The organism is Paenibacillus periandrae, assembly GCF_022458865.1.
In the GTDB taxonomy this organism is placed as follows: domain Bacteria; phylum Bacillota; class Bacilli; order Paenibacillales; family NBRC-103111; genus Paenibacillus_S; species Paenibacillus_S periandrae.
Window position 1 is genome coordinate 203,188 of sequence record NZ_JAJNMU010000002.1, and the last position, 14,871, is coordinate 218,058.

Below are 14,871 nucleotides of genomic sequence, written 5' to 3' on the forward strand. Positions count from 1 at the left end.
TTGGAACGGATTATCATATCAAAAGGCAGCTTTGCAGATCATACTCTCTGCAAAAGCTGCCTTTATGTTATTTCTTTGATAAACGAATCAGCGGATTTCCAGCACACTGTGAATATGCAGCCTAGGAACTGTCACTTCATATCCCTTATCTGCTTGTCTCAATTCCAATACGTTCCCTTCCGGCTGCTGTACAACTTCTGTAATTCCAGAGCTGTGGAGCGTGACTTTAATATCATGAACAGGAGTAATGGATTCAATAGGATCATACAAAGCTTGCTTGCGGCTGCCTGTGTGACCGTTATGAAAATTGATCAAATGAAGATAACGGACTCCGTCCTTCTCCATCAAATTAGCTTCCACGGTGGTCGGCGCTTCAACCTTAAAGGGTTGAGACGTATCATAATGGTTCAACAAGTTATTCATAATTCGCCGCAGCCAAAAATGGTTGTTGTTCCAATACGCTTTAAAAATCGGAGCAGCTACATACAAAGCCGTTCCCTGTCCAAAACGATTAGCGGTAATCGCCGGAAAATCGCTGACCCTGCCCGCAGGCGGAATCGGGTGCCGAAACGCTCTTTGAGGTGCCGGAACGGTTAATGGCCACTGTACATAGCTTAAAGCTTGGTTTGCAGCGTAACCTGCGCATTGCCTTCATTCACTTTTTGAAGCGTAATACCCGAGGATTTATAGTAGGAAAAGCCACCAAGCACTATAACAGGAAATATGACAATGAATACGCTGTACCAGAACAATCGCGAAAAATATTTGGACAACAAAATATGCCTGATGTAAATCACAGCCTTTCGCCACTTCTTCTACGCCCCATGGTTTACCTGCCTTTATTATAGCAAGAAACTCCATGTGAATTGCACATAATTGTTGTGTTCGCACAAAAAAAGCACCTCTACAGGTGCTTTTTTCTACGCTCGAAATGTAGGTTCTTTTTCCTGATGAATCCGTATGCTGACCACAACAGCCATACTCATCATGTTCAAAAGTAATGATGTTCCCCCGTAGCTGATAAACGGGAGTGTGATCCCTGTCAAAGGCATAATGCCCAGCAGCATCCCGACATTTTCAAAAATTTGAAACACGAACATCGACACCACGCCAACAATAACATAAGCTCCGCCTTTATCATGGCATTGAATCGAGATGAGAATCATCCGATAAATAAGCACAAAATACAGCAGCAGCAGCACCGATGAACCGACAAATCCGAATTCTTCAGCCAATACGACAAATATCGAATCGGAATATGCGTAAGGAATGAAATTGCGGTGGACCGAGGTACCTTGCAAATATCGTTCCCCTGACAAGCCTCCCGATCCAATTGCTTTGATCGAATTGACCACCTGGAAGCTGTGATCCTTGGAAGCATTATCTGGATCTATAAAGGTATCAATCCGGGTAACCCAATGTCCTTTACCCTGCATCTTCAAATATTGCTGAATCGGATCATGAAAATGAGTGAATAGGTAATAAAATAAAAACAGTCCCGCTATCACCAATAAAATGCCTATTAAAAAGTGCGTATACTTAATGTTACCTATCCACAGCATTCCGACCAAAACAACCAGAAAAATTATAGCATTTCCCAAATCCGGCTGAATCAGCACCATGACAAAAGGAATGAGTACGATAAAACCTATAGGCACTATGTCTGTCAAAAAAAGCAGCTTTTCCCCTTGCCTTCTGGCCATGAACGCGGCTAGAGCAAGAATGAGCATAAGCTTCATAAATTCCGCAGGCTGGAACAGCAATTTACCCGGAAGCTGAAACCAGCTTTTGGCACCATTGATTTCCATACCAAATAAATAGACCAAAATGAGCAACACAAGCCCTGTCAAATAAAAATAAGGCGATATTTTTAATAAAACACGATAATCAACCAAGGCCACTCCGAGAAAGGCCAATATGCAAATAATATAAATCGTAATCGTTTTTTTCATATCGAACACGATATTGGGATCATCGAGCGTTGCGCTATAAACAAGCAGCGTACTAATAACCATGAATGACAAAAGAATGGCTACGATCAACAAATCGATATTTTTTAGTTTTTGCAGCAAAACATGCTCATCCCATCCCGATAAACTTCTTGAATTTAGTCAATACCCCTGACTTTTCTTCCATTGGCATGAGTGGAACTGTGTCTCCCAGAATGCGACGAGCAATGTTACGATAAGCGATCGCCGCAGTAGAATTAGGATTCATAACCGTAGGCTCCCCTATATTAGCCGCTTTGATGACGTACTCATCGTCCGGTACGATACCGAGTAGATCAATCGCCAGAACGGAGGTGATTTCATCAATGCTGAGCATTTCACCCTTTTTCACCATACTTTGACGAATACGGTTAATGACCAGCTTGGGCGAAAATATTTTCTCGTTTTCCAGAAGACCGATGATTCTGTCAGCATCACGAACGGCTGCGTTTTCCGGTGTTGTCACCACAATAGCCTTGTCCGCGCCTGCAACCGCATTTTTAAAGCCTTGCTCAATACCAGCAGGGCAGTCAATAATGACATACTCAAAATCGCGTTTGAGCTCCAAAACAATTTCTCTGACTGCTTCAGGGGAAATCGCGCTCTTATCTTGAGTTTGCGCGGCTGGCAGCATGTACAGCTCATCGAAACGCTTGTCCTTGACCAGCGCTTGCGCCAAGCGACAGCGTCCTTCAGCAACATCAATCAAATTATAAATAATCCGATTTTCCAGCCCCATGACCACATCCAGATTACGCAAGCCAATGTCGGTATCGACCATACAAACCTTTTTGCCATTGAGCGCCAGCGCCGTTCCGATATTAGCAGAGGTAGTCGTTTTACCGACCCCGCCCTTTCCCGAGGTTATGACAATTGCTTCACCCATAGTGCTCAACTCCTTCTTGTTACTGTTCCATAACCAATCTATGCAAATGGTGGATTTTGTCAATTTCCATTTTGCCATCTTTGACATAAGCAAATTCCATAAAAGCTTCGTTCATGCCCCATTCGTCCGGAGGTCTACTGATAATAGTGGATATGCGCAGCTGGGTTGGTCTCAAATGAGAAGCTGCGATAATCGATTTATCGTTGCCATTCACACCGGCGTGAGCCATTCCGCGGAGCGAGCCCATCACATAAATACTGCCCGTGCTAATGAGCTCTCCTCCCGGATTCACATCACCCAGAAACAAAATGTTGCCTTCCTTTACCATCGTTTGACCCGAACGCACAATACCTTTAACCAAATGCACATCACCTGTATTGGATAAAATCGCTACCGGATCCACCGCCTGAGACTCGATGGACTGAATTAACAAATTTCCCTTTTGACCTATGATGCTGCGAATTTGATCTTTTTGCTCGGCTGAGGCAGTACGGGTACCCAATTTGACGTGAACATGAATGATCGGTCCCGTCAATATTTTTTGATGCGTTTTTTCCAGTTTATGGTGCAGCTCTTCGATAATTTCTTCGAATGCGCAGTTGTCATCCAGAAGAAATACGAGACCTTCTTTTACACCTTTAATCATCACATGATGTTTTGCAGCCGCCATCCCCGTCCCTACCTCCCTACACCTAATACAATTCGGCCTTTTTCGACGTAACTCCTGCTTGTTCAATGAAAAATTATTCCTCTGCGTCAGTCTTTGCAGCCTGCATGCTTTCGAACAACTTTCTGACAGGAACGTAGACCATAAGCGCGAATAGGAGGTTAATCAGCATAGTCGGCAGCATCTGATGGAAAAATACCCACTGCAGATCCAGATGATTAATTTGGAACAGTCTGTACAGCCCATAAATGATGGAATCGAAAAACAAATTCCCGAGTGCCATAACGAGCATACTCACGATAATGTTGGAATGAAGACGGCGATGCATCAAGCCAGCCAAATAACCGGTCAAGCCCATTGCAAATGAAATCGGACCGAGCATCGGTGAATAATAAATAAAGTCCTGCAATAATCCAAAAATAAGACCGTAAACCAGCGCCGTATGCCGATTTACATAAAGACCGATATAAATCACGATCACAACGATAAAATGAGGCGCCACATAGATTTTGGATTGCCATACCGATGGTATGATCCATTGCAGTATGGTACCCTCCAAAATAAACAAAGCCAACAGGATCAACCACAGCCATTTACGCATGATCAGCTCACCCCTGCTCCGGGACGATAACGACAAACACCTCACGAAGGTGGTCAAAGGAAGCAAACGGCTGAATCAGCGCTTCATGCGAGATGCCGAAGTTGCCCTGCTTTCTGGAGACAACCTTGCCAATCTCGATCCCTTTAGGGAAAACCTGTCCCAATCCGGAAGTAATAACGGTATCCCCAACTTCCAGCTTGTCATTAGGATCGATCATCGTCATGACGAGAAGCTGCTCCCCAGGATCGTAGGATACAATGACACCAAAGCTTTCATTTTCCTTATTTTTGACGGTTACCGAAATCGCTTTGGATTCATTTGCTGTATCATCAATGCCTTTAAGGGTCTGAACCGTAGAATAAAAAGAAGATACCTTCTTAACGCGTCCTACCAATCCCTCGACAGACATTACGGCCATATTCGGCTTGACACCGTCCTGCTCACCCAGATTGATACTTACTGTATTGTTGAGTAAATCAGGGTTAACGGCCACAACCTCTGCAATGCGAAACGTGTAGTTACCCGCCTGCTTCTGACGCTCTGTAAAGTTTAAAGCCTCCTGCAGCCTTTTGTTCGTCTGCTCGAGATCATTTAATTTGGTCGTATCTCGCGCATATTTCGTCAAGGTTTGCTTCAGTACTTTGTTCTCTTCAAAAATCGTACGCAGCTGCCGAATATCCTCAAAGAAACCCGCTATATAGCCAGCGGGCTTATAAATAATTCCTTGAGTCCAGGAGATCGTATCGGTAACAAATTTTTCGGGCCAACTCATTCGCTCCCGCTTTCCAAGCGTCAAGCCCATCAATGCGATAAAGCAAATGAAACCCAGCAGCAATATTAATAATCGTTTATTTCCGAGTAATTTCAAAATAACCACCTTCTAATCTTACGCTTATGGATTTATCGTCTGGATTTATCGTCTGGATTTGCTTGTTGGGCCTGATCTCATTTTGAATAAATGGAGGTGCTCTAGTGCTCTGCCTGTTCCAACAGCAACACAGTCAAGGGGATTCTCGGCAACAAGCACAGGCATCCCGGTTTCTCTTGCTAACAGCTTGTCCAGATTAAGCAGCAGGCCGCCTCCACCTGTAAGCACAATACCACGATCCATAATATCAGCCGCAAGCTCAGGAGGACATTTCTCCAATGTCACCTTCACAGCTTCAACAATACTATTCACAGTGTCGGTAAGTGCTTCTGTAATTTCAGTTGACGTGATCGCCATTGTTTTGGGTAAACCGCTAACCAGATCCCGTCCACGAATTTCAAAACGAACCGGAGGGTCCATCGTCAAGGCCGAGCCGATCTCCATCTTGATTTGCTCGGACGTACGTTCCCCGATCATTAAATTATAGGTTCGCTTAATATATTGGGTGATGGCTTCGTCCATCTCATCTCCCGCAACGCGAACCGAGCGGCTCGTTACAATGCCTCCCAATGAGATAACGGCAACCTCTGTAGTGCCTCCGCCAATATCAACAACCATACTGCCTGTCGGCTCCCAGACCGGCAGATCCGCGCCAATAGCTGCGGCAAAAGGCTCTTCAATCGTATACGCGTCGCGCGCGCCTGCTTGCCGTGTTGCATCCTCAACCGCTCTTTTCTCAACAGCTGTGATCCCTGAAGGCACACATACCATTACGCTCGGACGATGCGGAAACAACCAACGCTGCTTTTGCGCTTGTCTGATAAAATATTTGATCATGGTTGAGGTTGTATCAAAATCGGCGATGACGCCATCTTTCATCGGTCTGATGGCACGTATATTGCCTGGAGTCCGGCCAATCATATTTCTTGCGTCATTGCCTACGGCCTCGATAGTTTTCGTATCTGTCCTGATTGCGACAACAGACGGCTCCCTGACAACGATACCTTTTCCTTTTACATAGACGAGTGTATTAGCAGTTCCCAAATCAATGCCCAAATCTTTCGTAAAACCACCAAACATGCTTGATACTCCCTTCGTTTGTTCCAATTTCTAAATTCTGTTACATCAACCCCTGCTCTTTCAAGCTGATGAAAGCTTGGTCGCCGATAACAATATGATCCAGTACCTCAATGCCGATAATTTCGCCCGCTTCTACCAGCCGCTGTGTCAATTGAATATCTTCAGAGCTCGGGGTTGGATCCCCGCTCGGATGGTTATGTACACATATAATCGAAGCGCTGCTTCGTTTAATCGCTGCACGAAATACTTCCCTTGGATGTACAATAGCTGCATTCAAGCTGCCCATGGAAAGTGTTTCCTGACCCACGACATGATTTTTAGTATTCAAAAACAAGCATACAAAATGCTCCTTTTGTAAATAACGCAGTTCTTCCATCATTAAATCGGCTACGTCTTTTGGGGAACGAACCATAACGGTTTCATTCATCACACTGCGTGCCAATCTGCGACCCAATTCAATGCTGGCTTGAATCTGCAGTCCTTTAGCCGAACCAATGCCTTTGATTTCGGTTAACTGCTCCAAGCTCATATCAACCAGACTGCGCAATCCACCGGAATGACTTAACATACGCTGTGCCAAATGGACAGCCGACTCCTGATAAGTACCAGTCCTTAGTAAAATTGCCAGAAGTTCCGCGTTGCTTAATGCTTGAGCCCCAACCTGCATCATGCGCTCTCTTGGACGTTCTTCGTTTGGGACATCGCGCAATGTTAAATTGTGCGATTCCATTCGTTCCCCCCTGACATTGTAGGTTTGTAGAAGTTTTATTATAGCATGATGCCGGATTAAAGAACAGTTACGCCCAATTCACCAAGCATTTCGCCAAGCAGACATAATGGCAACCCTACAACATTGAAATAATCGCCTTCGATCCGTTCAATCAAGGTTGCTCCTATCCCCTGTATCGCATAGGATCCCGCTTTATCCATCGGTTCATTCGTATCGATATACCTTTCAATCTGTAAAGAAGTCATTGGCTTCATATAAACTGCTGTAACCCGATGGGCATACAATTCACGTCCCGTACCCAGATCCATACAAGCAACTCCACTGTAAACATGATGGACCTTTCCCTGCAGAGCCTCCAGCATACGTGCAGCATCTTTACGGTCCTGCGGCTTGCCCAGCACCTGATCACCCAGCACAACAATCGTGTCTGAACCAATCACGATTCCTTCTGTCCGCTGCTCGGCTTTAAACATTTCGCAGACGGCGGCGGCTTTACGACCGGAGAGCTGCTCAACGATTTCAGCTGGGCTCATTCCGGGCTCTGTATCCTCTTGAACATCGCTAACCCGAATTTCATAAGGAAGACCCAACGTTTGAATTAATTGCTGCCTGCGCGGCGAGGACGATGCCAAAATGATTTTTTTTGCGTCAAATATCGACATATATAGACTCCTTGTCTCGAATAGGTTAAAGTTTAAGTAAGTTCATTATAATTTGCGAAAAATCCAAAAAGCCGCAACAAGCCCCACCAAACTGATCAAGTTAAGCTTCATTTGAAATTGAAGATCATATTTGATCACCAGCAAATCCGCTTTCGGCTGCCAGGTAAGATCAACCGACTTTGTAAGAAAAGCCAGTGCAGGGACAGAAACCAGCAGCTGACCCACCAGGCTTCCCGCTACTAATCCTATGATGAGCAGCAAGATGAAAGTAAATGTATTCTTTTTCATAAATAGCTACACTTCCTTTACATGTTAAAAAATGAAGCTGTCAAATTGCTGCCGCTACTGCGCTCACCGTATTATAGCATAAGCCTTTATCCTGTAAATACAGCCTCTTTCCTACTAACTAAAAAAACACATCATGAAAGAGTCAAAACACTCTGGAAAAAGCATTTAACCTTGCTTACGAAAACTTTAAGTTTATGCTTACGTAGTCAGTTTTCTGACGAAAACTTTGAGGTTATGCTTACGTAGTCAGTTTTCTGACGAAAACTTTAAGGAGGAACCTTGTTTGAAGCGTCGGTCTTATACTCTTATTATTTTTATGCTTGTTTGCTTGTTAGCCGCTCCATCTTCGTCATGGGCAATAAAAATTGTTGTTGACCCTGGTCATGGGGGATCGGATTCTGGAGCTGTTGGTGTCAATGGACTGCTGGAGAAAAATGTGAATTTGGATATTGCAACAAAATTAAGAAAGATGCTTGCAGATCGCGGCTATGAAACTGCAATATCGAGAGAAGATGATACTTTTCTTTCACTTAAAGAACGTGTGGACTTTACAAATGCGCAGCAAGCTGATTTGTTTGTCTCGATCCACGCCAACGCCATGCCGGGAAATGCCAAAACTCGCGGTGCATTGATATTGTACCACGATAATAATTATCCACAGGAAGACTATCCGGCAAGCCCGGAAATGGCAGAGCTCACTCCGCAGAGTCGAGAGTTTGCGAAGGTTGTTCTGAACAATTTCGTGGATGCTACTGGCTTAGAAAATCGTGGACTTGTGGCAAGCGCTGTGTATGTGGTTCGAATGGGCACCATTCCAAGTATACTCGTAGAGACCGCTTTTCTTTCGAACCGCCAGGATGCGGCATTACTCGCAAACGATGATGTAAGAACGACTATGGCTCAGGCCATAGAGAAAGGCATTGAATCTTATATGCCACCGGATACACCAAGCGAGGTATTCACCGATATGCGTGTACATTGGGCACGGGACGCTGTACTTCGATTAAAAAGCCAGGGAATTGTGGATGGCGTGGGCCGACTGTACAAACCTAACCGTGAGCTGACCCGAGCTGAATGGATGACTTTGCTGGATCGGATATTCGATTTATCTACGGTTAAGAAGCCTTTAGCGAATCCTTCCGTTTGTACAAACGGCAGCAGCAACAATACGGTTTCTGGTGTGGTTTATAAGAATGGTGAGAGCTGTGTAGCACCTGTAAAACCGCCCCTGCCGTTGTTTATGGATATAACCGGTCACTGGGCCAATGCCGCCTTGAACAAAGCCGTAATGGCAGATGTGCTTAACGGCTACGATGACGCTACCTTACGTCCCGATCAACCGATTACTCGTGCAGAGGTTGCTGCTACGTTTCAGCGCCTTGCTCTTCCCTCAGCCATTGGAACCGTTGGGACGGCAGGTACAGCGTCGTTCGCAGACGTACCTCTGGAACATTGGGCAGCCAAATCAATCTATAGTTTACAACAAGCGAACTGGATCGACGGCATTGCACCCGATCAATTTATGCCGAACCGTGGCATGACGCGTGCCGAAGCAGCATCATTACTGGATCGGTATGTTCAAAGCACACCAAAAACGCCAATCCCTCAGCAGCCATAGCTGAGCCGGTCGGCGTTTTTTCTTTAAACGTATACGCTTTAAAAGTCGGATGTGAAGGACTTCCTCCCCCTCATCAGGATGCCGTGATAACCCGCCTGAATTCCTTTTGAGCGAGCGCAGCCTGCAGGATGGCATTTTGGGTTTGCCATAGCGTGGCAGCGGATGGGCTTTTGCGATACTCATCCAAAGATGTAACGGCTGCATTCATTGCGCTGCTGATTTTAGCGACTGCGGCTTTACCTTCCTCGGAAAGCCCCTCATTCACTCCTGAAGTCATCCCTAGCCAGGCTTGATGAGCAGTTTTGACGGATTGCACCTGCGAGGCATCCATTCCCGTTAGTTTAGCTTCAGTTAGATGGGAAACGGTAAGTGGGGCTATTTGCTGAACGAGATTATCGCCTTGTGTGATAAAGGCCGCCACGTTATCCGTTGACTTGCCTGTCCATTTGATTTTCGATAATGCAGGCATATCCACATTCTTTATGATCACATCAATATTTTTTTGTTGAAACTGTTGAGCGAGCCTTGAAGCTTCATCCCGATTGGAAGCCATGCCTACATAAACAGGAAATTTTTCACCGACATCGCTTACCGCAGCAAGACCTTTTTTCTTTAGCTCCGATTGTGCAGCAGCTGCGCCTTGTGATGTCGAGAATACACCGCTTTGCAGGAAGGTCAATGTTTTTGCAGGCACGTTCACAACAGCCAACGCCCCGCTGCTGATCGATGCCGATGCAGCAATGGAACCCGCAGGATCTGCTGCTTTGCCAGCAGTATTGGACGGAGTCACTGCTCCAGACACCGCGACAGCTTGATCTGTAGGTGCTGCTTTGGCCGGTGCCGCATTATTAGCCGTCACATTGGCAGCTGTAGGCACTGCTACGTTTGTTTTATTGGTCCCAGAATCCTGGGAAAACATTGATAGCACCAGAAATCCGAATGCCGCACCCGTAGCAACAGCTCCGACGACCGATGCTGCAACCTTAAACCATGAGGCGGCTGTTTTTCTCCTCCTGTAAAACGTCTCCTCCGGCACATACCATCGATGATCACGAATCGGATCTATAGGTTCGCCTCGTATGGGATCGTTCGAGAACAATAGTTCCTCATTTTCCAACAGTCTGTGATTCGGTTCAACGTTCAGTTCATTTGAATCATTTATCGATTCTGGTCTCGGTTCATATCTGGGTTCGCGTCCAAAATTATGCTTGAGGTTGTAGCTATTCTCATTTCTGTTCTCCTGCTGAGTACTAGGACCTGACTCACGGATCAGCTTCTCCACTCGCCTAGTTTCCATATCAAACGAACTTTCCCAGCCTCCAAAATCATTGGGATATGGGTTTAATGTCTGCGTATCCACGGGCGTGACCTTGTATTCTTCCGGGCGCAGCGGGATTACCTGCTGTTCTTTCGCTTTCCTCTCAGGAACGCCAACATTGCTTTTATATTCCTGATCAAACCGGAAGGTCATTTTGGCTTTGCTCATTATACTTCGCTCCCTTGTCCAAATTCGTATTATTAGACTATGAAAGAGAGCAGATGAATAGAACAAAAACACTAGACTTTCAATAAACGTCGGCACAAAAAAAACAGCTGGCTCCTGAACGAATCGATCGTCCGGAAATCAGCTGCCTGCTGGTGCTTATCCAAAATATTGTTAAGGTGCAGGAGGCGTAAACACTCGACCTGCAAACTCGGTATCCATCATAAAAAATGCATTACTGTCTTTATCGATACGCTTCAATTTATTAATGATCGTATCAAACATCGCTTCTTCTTCAACCTGCTCATCAATAAACCATTTTAAAAATTGAATTGTCGCATGCTCACGTTCATTCATTGCAATATCCGACAAATCATAAATCCGCTTGGTCACGATCTGTTCGTGCTCATAAGCACGCTCAAATACGTCCAACATGGATACATAATCATTTTTGGGATTATCCATACCCATCACAACCGCTCTTCTGCCGCGGTCATTTAAGAACTTATAGATTTTCATAGCGTGAAATCGTTCTTCTTCAGCCTGCACAATATAGAAGTTGGCAAACCCATCCAAGCTTTCACCAGAACAATAAGCAGCCATGGCCAGGTACACATGTGAGGAGTAAAATTCGAAATTCATTTGATCGTTCAGAGCTGTACTTAAGGAATCATTCAACATACGAGTACGCACCTTCCATGGATTATTTTTGTTGTAAACCCCACACATAGAGTGGGAGTAGTACAACCACTATACACAAAATAGGAGAAAGAATCCACAATAGGCTCCAGCTCATCGTTAAAATGTCCTTTCGTATGTAATTTTTTAACCTATTACCTGCTTCAGCTCTTTATACAATTTACGAGGACTCGAAGCATAAATAACGTTGGATTTACCTAACATCACAAAGCATTGCTTGGAGCACAGCTTGCAGTTCCCGAGACAATCCTGCTTTTTTTGCTTGATTTCGGGAAACCGTTCCTTTATGGATTTGTATACCTTTTTGGAACCAAGCTTCAAGTTTTTACAGCAGTATCTGATTTTTTTCATATCTGCTCCTTTATCTCACAAGTATGCATTTGAATATGATGATAATAGTTATCATTATCAATGTCAATGTTATTTTACAGCATCCAGCTTCATCCTGCCAAATAAAAAAACAAACCTTAACGCTAATTACAGACGTCTTCGGTTTGTTCCTTTTAAGTCTTATTTTATTTGGATTCTGCTCGTTGATCCAGTGCTCGTGCTAAGCCTAAGGCAGCCTTCCATATATCCCCGGCACCCATCGTAATTACCAGATCACCACTCTCAACATGATCAAGTAAAAAAGCCTGTACTTCCTCTTTACTCGGAATATAACGGACATTCTGATTGCTGTTCTGTCGAATCAATTCAACCAGCTTGGATGAAGTTATGCCTTCAATCTGCCGCTCGCCTGCAGGTGAATATATATCGGTGATGATAACCTCATCCGCTTCAGAAAAAGCACGACTGAATTGGTCAAACAAAAAGTACGTGCGCGTATATCTTTGAGGTTGAAATACAGCGACTATCCTTTTGCCAGTTGCCTTGGCGGCGCTGATTGTAGCTTCAATCTCGGTTGGATGATGAGCATAATCATCAATGATCAAAATATCATTCACTTCGCCCAGCACTTGAAAACGACGCTTAGCTCCCCGGAAATCCGTAATGGCTTCCGCAATTTGATTAAAGCTTAAACCTGCTTCCATGCAGGTAATCAATGTTGCCATCGCATTATAAACATTATGTGTGCCCGGTACAGACAATTGGATCGATCCAAGTCTGCTGCCCTGATGTTCGACTTCAAAGCTTACCTTGCGATCACCAAGCTCGATGTTGCGGGCTGTATAATCGGCATCGTTTTCAATACCGTAAGTAATGACTTCGCTTTTTATATCAGGTATCAGCTCTTGAAGATACGTATCGTCTTTACACACGATAGCCTTGCCTTCTTCGCTCACCTGACTCAAAAACTGCGCATAAGCCTTTTTCAGGTTCTCAAAATCACCATTGTAGTTTTCCAGATGATCCGCTTCAATGTTGTTGACGAGCGCTATCAATGGATTGTATTGCAAAAAGGAGCCATCACTTTCATCGGCTTCCGCAACGACCCATTCGCCTTTGCCAGCCTTGGCATTGCTGCCAACATTCATGATTTCCCCGCCAATGATAAAGGTAGGGTCCATCTTGCACTCCTCCAGCACGAGCGCAATCATCGAGGAGGTTGTTGTCTTGCCATGGGCACCGGCAACGGCAATCCCTTTTTTCTCGTTCATTAGACGTGCAAGCATTTGCGAACGGTGCAGAATCGGAATATTCCATTCTTCAGCTGCCGCCATTTCCACATTATCTTTAGACAGGGCTGTCGAATAGACGACAACGTCGGCGCCTTTGACATTCTCTGCCTCATGCCCGATAAACACAGTTGCTCCCTTGGCAACGAGCTTTTCCGTTAGCTCCTGGGAAGCAAGGTCAGACCCCGATATACGGTAGCCCATTTCAAGCATGACCTTGGCAATAGCACTCATGCCATATCCGCCAATACCGATAAAATGGATGTGCTCAGATGTATTCACGCAGCTCTCACCAGCCTTTTTCAGAATCGGTTTGATGTAGGATCCAGGATCGGACGTCCCCTATTAAATATAAGGTGCCGGACACAACGGCCAGATCATTCTCTGTCGTTTTGTTTTTCACCAGCTCCAGTGCTGCCTTCCAGTCAGGCTCTACAATGATTTCGATATCGGGAAGGCCCATTTCTTGAATAAGTGAAGCAGCCAGCTCCGCAAGCTTGGCAGCCTCTTCCTTCTTGTGCCACACCGGTTCCGTAAGTATTAATGTGTTCACCATTGGTAGTATATGCCGCAAATAACCAGAATGATTCTTGGTGGACAGCATCCCCATCACAAAATGCAATTTATTGTAGCTGTACGTTTCACGGAGTGCTTGTGCCAATACGGCACCGCCCTCTGGATTGTGGGCGCCGTCTATTAAAATACGAGGCTCCGTAGACACCATTTCCATACGGCCTGCCCAGCTTGTTTCCTTCATTGCGCGTAACAGGACTTCATCCTCGACGATCAGCGCATAGTATTGACGCAGCAGTTCAAGGGTCATTAGCGCTAACGAGGCATTTTGCAGCTGATGAACACCATTCATAGAAATCGCAACCTGTTCGATCTTGCGAAATGGTCCATCAAAATTGAAGATCTGTTCGTTTTCCTTGGTTGAGAGGGTTTCATAGCGAAATTTGCGTCCGCTTAAATATAGCGTACTGTTCTTCGCTTTGGCCTCCTGCTCAACCACCTCAATCACACCCGGTTGATTCACCGCGCTGACTACAGGAACACCTGCCTTGATAATCGCAGCTTTCTCAGCAGCAACAAGCTCCAGAGTATCTCCCAAAATGTCCATATGATCGTGGCCAACATTCGTAATTACTGTCAATATAGATTTTACGATATTCGTAGAATCCAGTCTTCCCCCTAATCCGGTTTCCCAAACCACATAATCCGGACAAGATATTCGTGCATAATAATAAATCGCCACAGCAGTGGATACTTCGAACATAGTTGGCTGTCCTAATTCGGAAGCAGCTACCTGATCGACAAGCGGCTTCAGCTTGTTCACGACAAGCAGCAAATCCTCATCCGCGATGTTGACTCCGTTATAACGAATACGATCTGTATATTTCTCGATATACGGAGAGGTAAAGGTACCCACTCCGTAACCGCTCTGCTTCAGAACCTCTGTCAGGTAAGCACAAACCGAGCCTTTACCATTGGTGCCAGCAATGTGAATAAATTTCAAGCGGCGTTCCGGATGCTCAAGCAGCTCCATCAGTTTTTCCATACGCTTAAGCCCAGGTCTGACACCGAATTTGACCAAATTGACGATCCAATCTATCGCTTCTTCCGCACTCTGAAAACCATTGGATGATTGTACCTGCGAATTATTCGTCGTACTGCTCATCGAA

The 14,871-nt window shown here is 45.1% G+C and carries 17 protein-coding genes; 1 reads left to right on the plus strand and 16 read right to left on the minus strand.

Translation table 11 applies throughout. The annotated features are described in order from the left end of the window. Positions 1-87: 87 nt before the first annotated feature. From LRL21_RS03480 to LRL21_RS03530, 11 genes are all read right to left on the minus strand, one after another. Positions 88-489: a hypothetical protein gene (locus tag LRL21_RS03480; RefSeq protein ID WP_240414369.1), complete on the minus strand. Its 402-nt coding sequence runs from the start codon at positions 487-489 to the stop codon at positions 88-90. 125 nt (positions 490-614) lie between these two features. Next, positions 615-773, minus strand: a complete 159-nt coding sequence (locus tag LRL21_RS03485; protein WP_240414370.1) for a hypothetical protein — start codon at positions 771-773, stop codon at positions 615-617. 147 nt (positions 774-920) lie between these two features. Then, complete coding sequence (locus LRL21_RS03490; protein WP_240414371.1) at positions 921-2,072, minus strand: FtsW/RodA/SpoVE family cell cycle protein; 1,152 nt, start codon at positions 2,070-2,072, stop codon at positions 921-923. 7 nt (positions 2,073-2,079) lie between these two features. Continuing rightward, the gene (minD, locus tag LRL21_RS03495) at positions 2,080-2,874 is read right to left on the minus strand and encodes a septum site-determining protein MinD (protein ID WP_240414372.1); all 795 of its coding nucleotides are present in this window, start codon (positions 2,872-2,874) and stop codon (positions 2,080-2,082) included. A 19-nt stretch (positions 2,875-2,893) separates the two neighbouring features. Then, on the minus strand, positions 2,894-3,544 hold the full coding sequence (locus tag LRL21_RS03500; RefSeq protein WP_240414373.1) for a septum site-determining protein MinC: 651 nt from the start codon (positions 3,542-3,544) through the stop codon (positions 2,894-2,896). A 73-nt stretch (positions 3,545-3,617) separates the two neighbouring features. After that, positions 3,618-4,142, minus strand: a complete 525-nt coding sequence (gene mreD / locus LRL21_RS03505; protein ID WP_240414374.1) for a rod shape-determining protein MreD — start codon at positions 4,140-4,142, stop codon at positions 3,618-3,620. Positions 4,143-4,149: 7 nt separating this feature from the next. Then, the gene (mreC, locus tag LRL21_RS03510) at positions 4,150-5,010 is read right to left on the minus strand and encodes a rod shape-determining protein MreC (protein WP_240414375.1); all 861 of its coding nucleotides are present in this window, start codon (positions 5,008-5,010) and stop codon (positions 4,150-4,152) included. 45 nt (positions 5,011-5,055) lie between these two features. Then, the gene (locus LRL21_RS03515; protein ID WP_240414376.1) at positions 5,056-6,090 is read right to left on the minus strand and encodes a rod shape-determining protein; all 1,035 of its coding nucleotides are present in this window, start codon (positions 6,088-6,090) and stop codon (positions 5,056-5,058) included. Between the two features lie 40 nt (positions 6,091-6,130). Further along, entirely contained in the window at positions 6,131-6,820 is a 690-nt protein-coding gene (gene radC / locus LRL21_RS03520) for a RadC family protein (protein ID WP_240414377.1), read from the minus strand. A 56-nt stretch (positions 6,821-6,876) separates the two neighbouring features. Then, positions 6,877-7,482, minus strand: a complete 606-nt coding sequence (locus LRL21_RS03525; RefSeq protein ID WP_240414378.1) for a Maf family protein — start codon at positions 7,480-7,482, stop codon at positions 6,877-6,879. Between the two features lie 45 nt (positions 7,483-7,527). Next, positions 7,528-7,770, minus strand: a complete 243-nt coding sequence (locus tag LRL21_RS03530) for a DUF4321 domain-containing protein (RefSeq protein ID WP_240414379.1) — start codon at positions 7,768-7,770, stop codon at positions 7,528-7,530. A 283-nt stretch (positions 7,771-8,053) separates the two neighbouring features. On the opposite strand from LRL21_RS03530, the gene LRL21_RS03535 reads away from it, so the two are divergent. Continuing rightward, positions 8,054-9,388 carry an N-acetylmuramoyl-L-alanine amidase gene (locus LRL21_RS03535; protein WP_240414380.1) on the plus strand — a complete coding sequence of 445 codons (1,335 nt, stop codon included), beginning with the start codon at positions 8,054-8,056 and terminating at the stop codon, positions 9,386-9,388. 73 nt (positions 9,389-9,461) lie between these two features. Here the strand turns inward: LRL21_RS03535 and LRL21_RS03540 are convergent, their stop codons facing one another. From LRL21_RS03540 to LRL21_RS03560, 5 genes are all read right to left on the minus strand, one after another. Continuing rightward, on the minus strand, positions 9,462-10,874 hold the full coding sequence (locus LRL21_RS03540) for an SPOR domain-containing protein (protein ID WP_240414381.1): 1,413 nt from the start codon (positions 10,872-10,874) through the stop codon (positions 9,462-9,464). A 171-nt stretch (positions 10,875-11,045) separates the two neighbouring features. Then, entirely contained in the window at positions 11,046-11,552 is a 507-nt protein-coding gene (locus tag LRL21_RS03545) for a ferritin (RefSeq protein ID WP_240414382.1), read from the minus strand. A gap of 144 nt (positions 11,553-11,696) precedes the next feature. Next, positions 11,697-11,921, minus strand: a complete 225-nt coding sequence (locus tag LRL21_RS03550; RefSeq protein WP_240414383.1) for a DUF1450 domain-containing protein — start codon at positions 11,919-11,921, stop codon at positions 11,697-11,699. A 164-nt stretch (positions 11,922-12,085) separates the two neighbouring features. Continuing rightward, the gene (gene murC, locus LRL21_RS03555) at positions 12,086-13,471 is read right to left on the minus strand and encodes a UDP-N-acetylmuramate--L-alanine ligase (protein WP_240414384.1); all 1,386 of its coding nucleotides are present in this window, start codon (positions 13,469-13,471) and stop codon (positions 12,086-12,088) included. Between the two features lie 7 nt (positions 13,472-13,478). Beyond that, complete coding sequence (locus tag LRL21_RS03560; protein WP_240414385.1) at positions 13,479-14,867, minus strand: bifunctional folylpolyglutamate synthase/dihydrofolate synthase; 1,389 nt, start codon at positions 14,865-14,867, stop codon at positions 13,479-13,481. Between the last annotated feature and the right edge of the window lie 4 nt (positions 14,868-14,871).

Bases quoted from the DNA above. Each gene is read 5' to 3' on its own strand.
- minD (WP_240414372.1), bottom strand. From the start codon at position 2,874: ATGGGTGAAGCAATTGTCATAACCTCGGGAAAGGGCGGGGTCGGTAAA.
- LRL21_RS03500 (WP_240414373.1), bottom strand. From the start codon at position 3,544: ATGGCGGCTGCAAAACATCATGTGATGATTAAAGGTGTAAAAGAAGGT.
- mreD (WP_240414374.1), bottom strand. From the start codon at position 4,142: ATGCGTAAATGGCTGTGGTTGATCCTGTTGGCTTTGTTTATTTTGGAG.
- LRL21_RS03515 (WP_240414376.1), bottom strand. From the start codon at position 6,090: ATGTTTGGTGGTTTTACGAAAGATTTGGGCATTGATTTGGGAACTGCT.
- radC (WP_240414377.1), bottom strand. From the start codon at position 6,820: ATGGAATCGCACAATTTAACATTGCGCGATGTCCCAAACGAAGAACGT.
- LRL21_RS03525 (WP_240414378.1), bottom strand. From the start codon at position 7,482: ATGTCGATATTTGACGCAAAAAAAATCATTTTGGCATCGTCCTCGCCG.
- LRL21_RS03530 (WP_240414379.1), bottom strand. From the start codon at position 7,770: ATGAAAAAGAATACATTTACTTTCATCTTGCTGCTCATCATAGGATTA.
- LRL21_RS03540 (WP_240414381.1), bottom strand. From the start codon at position 10,874: ATGAGCAAAGCCAAAATGACCTTCCGGTTTGATCAGGAATATAAAAGC.
- LRL21_RS03545 (WP_240414382.1), bottom strand. From the start codon at position 11,552: ATGTTGAATGATTCCTTAAGTACAGCTCTGAACGATCAAATGAATTTC.
- LRL21_RS03550 (WP_240414383.1), bottom strand. From the start codon at position 11,921: ATGAAAAAAATCAGATACTGCTGTAAAAACTTGAAGCTTGGTTCCAAA.
- LRL21_RS03560 (WP_240414385.1), bottom strand. From the start codon at position 14,867: ATGAGCAGTACGACGAATAATTCGCAGGTACAATCATCCAATGGTTTT.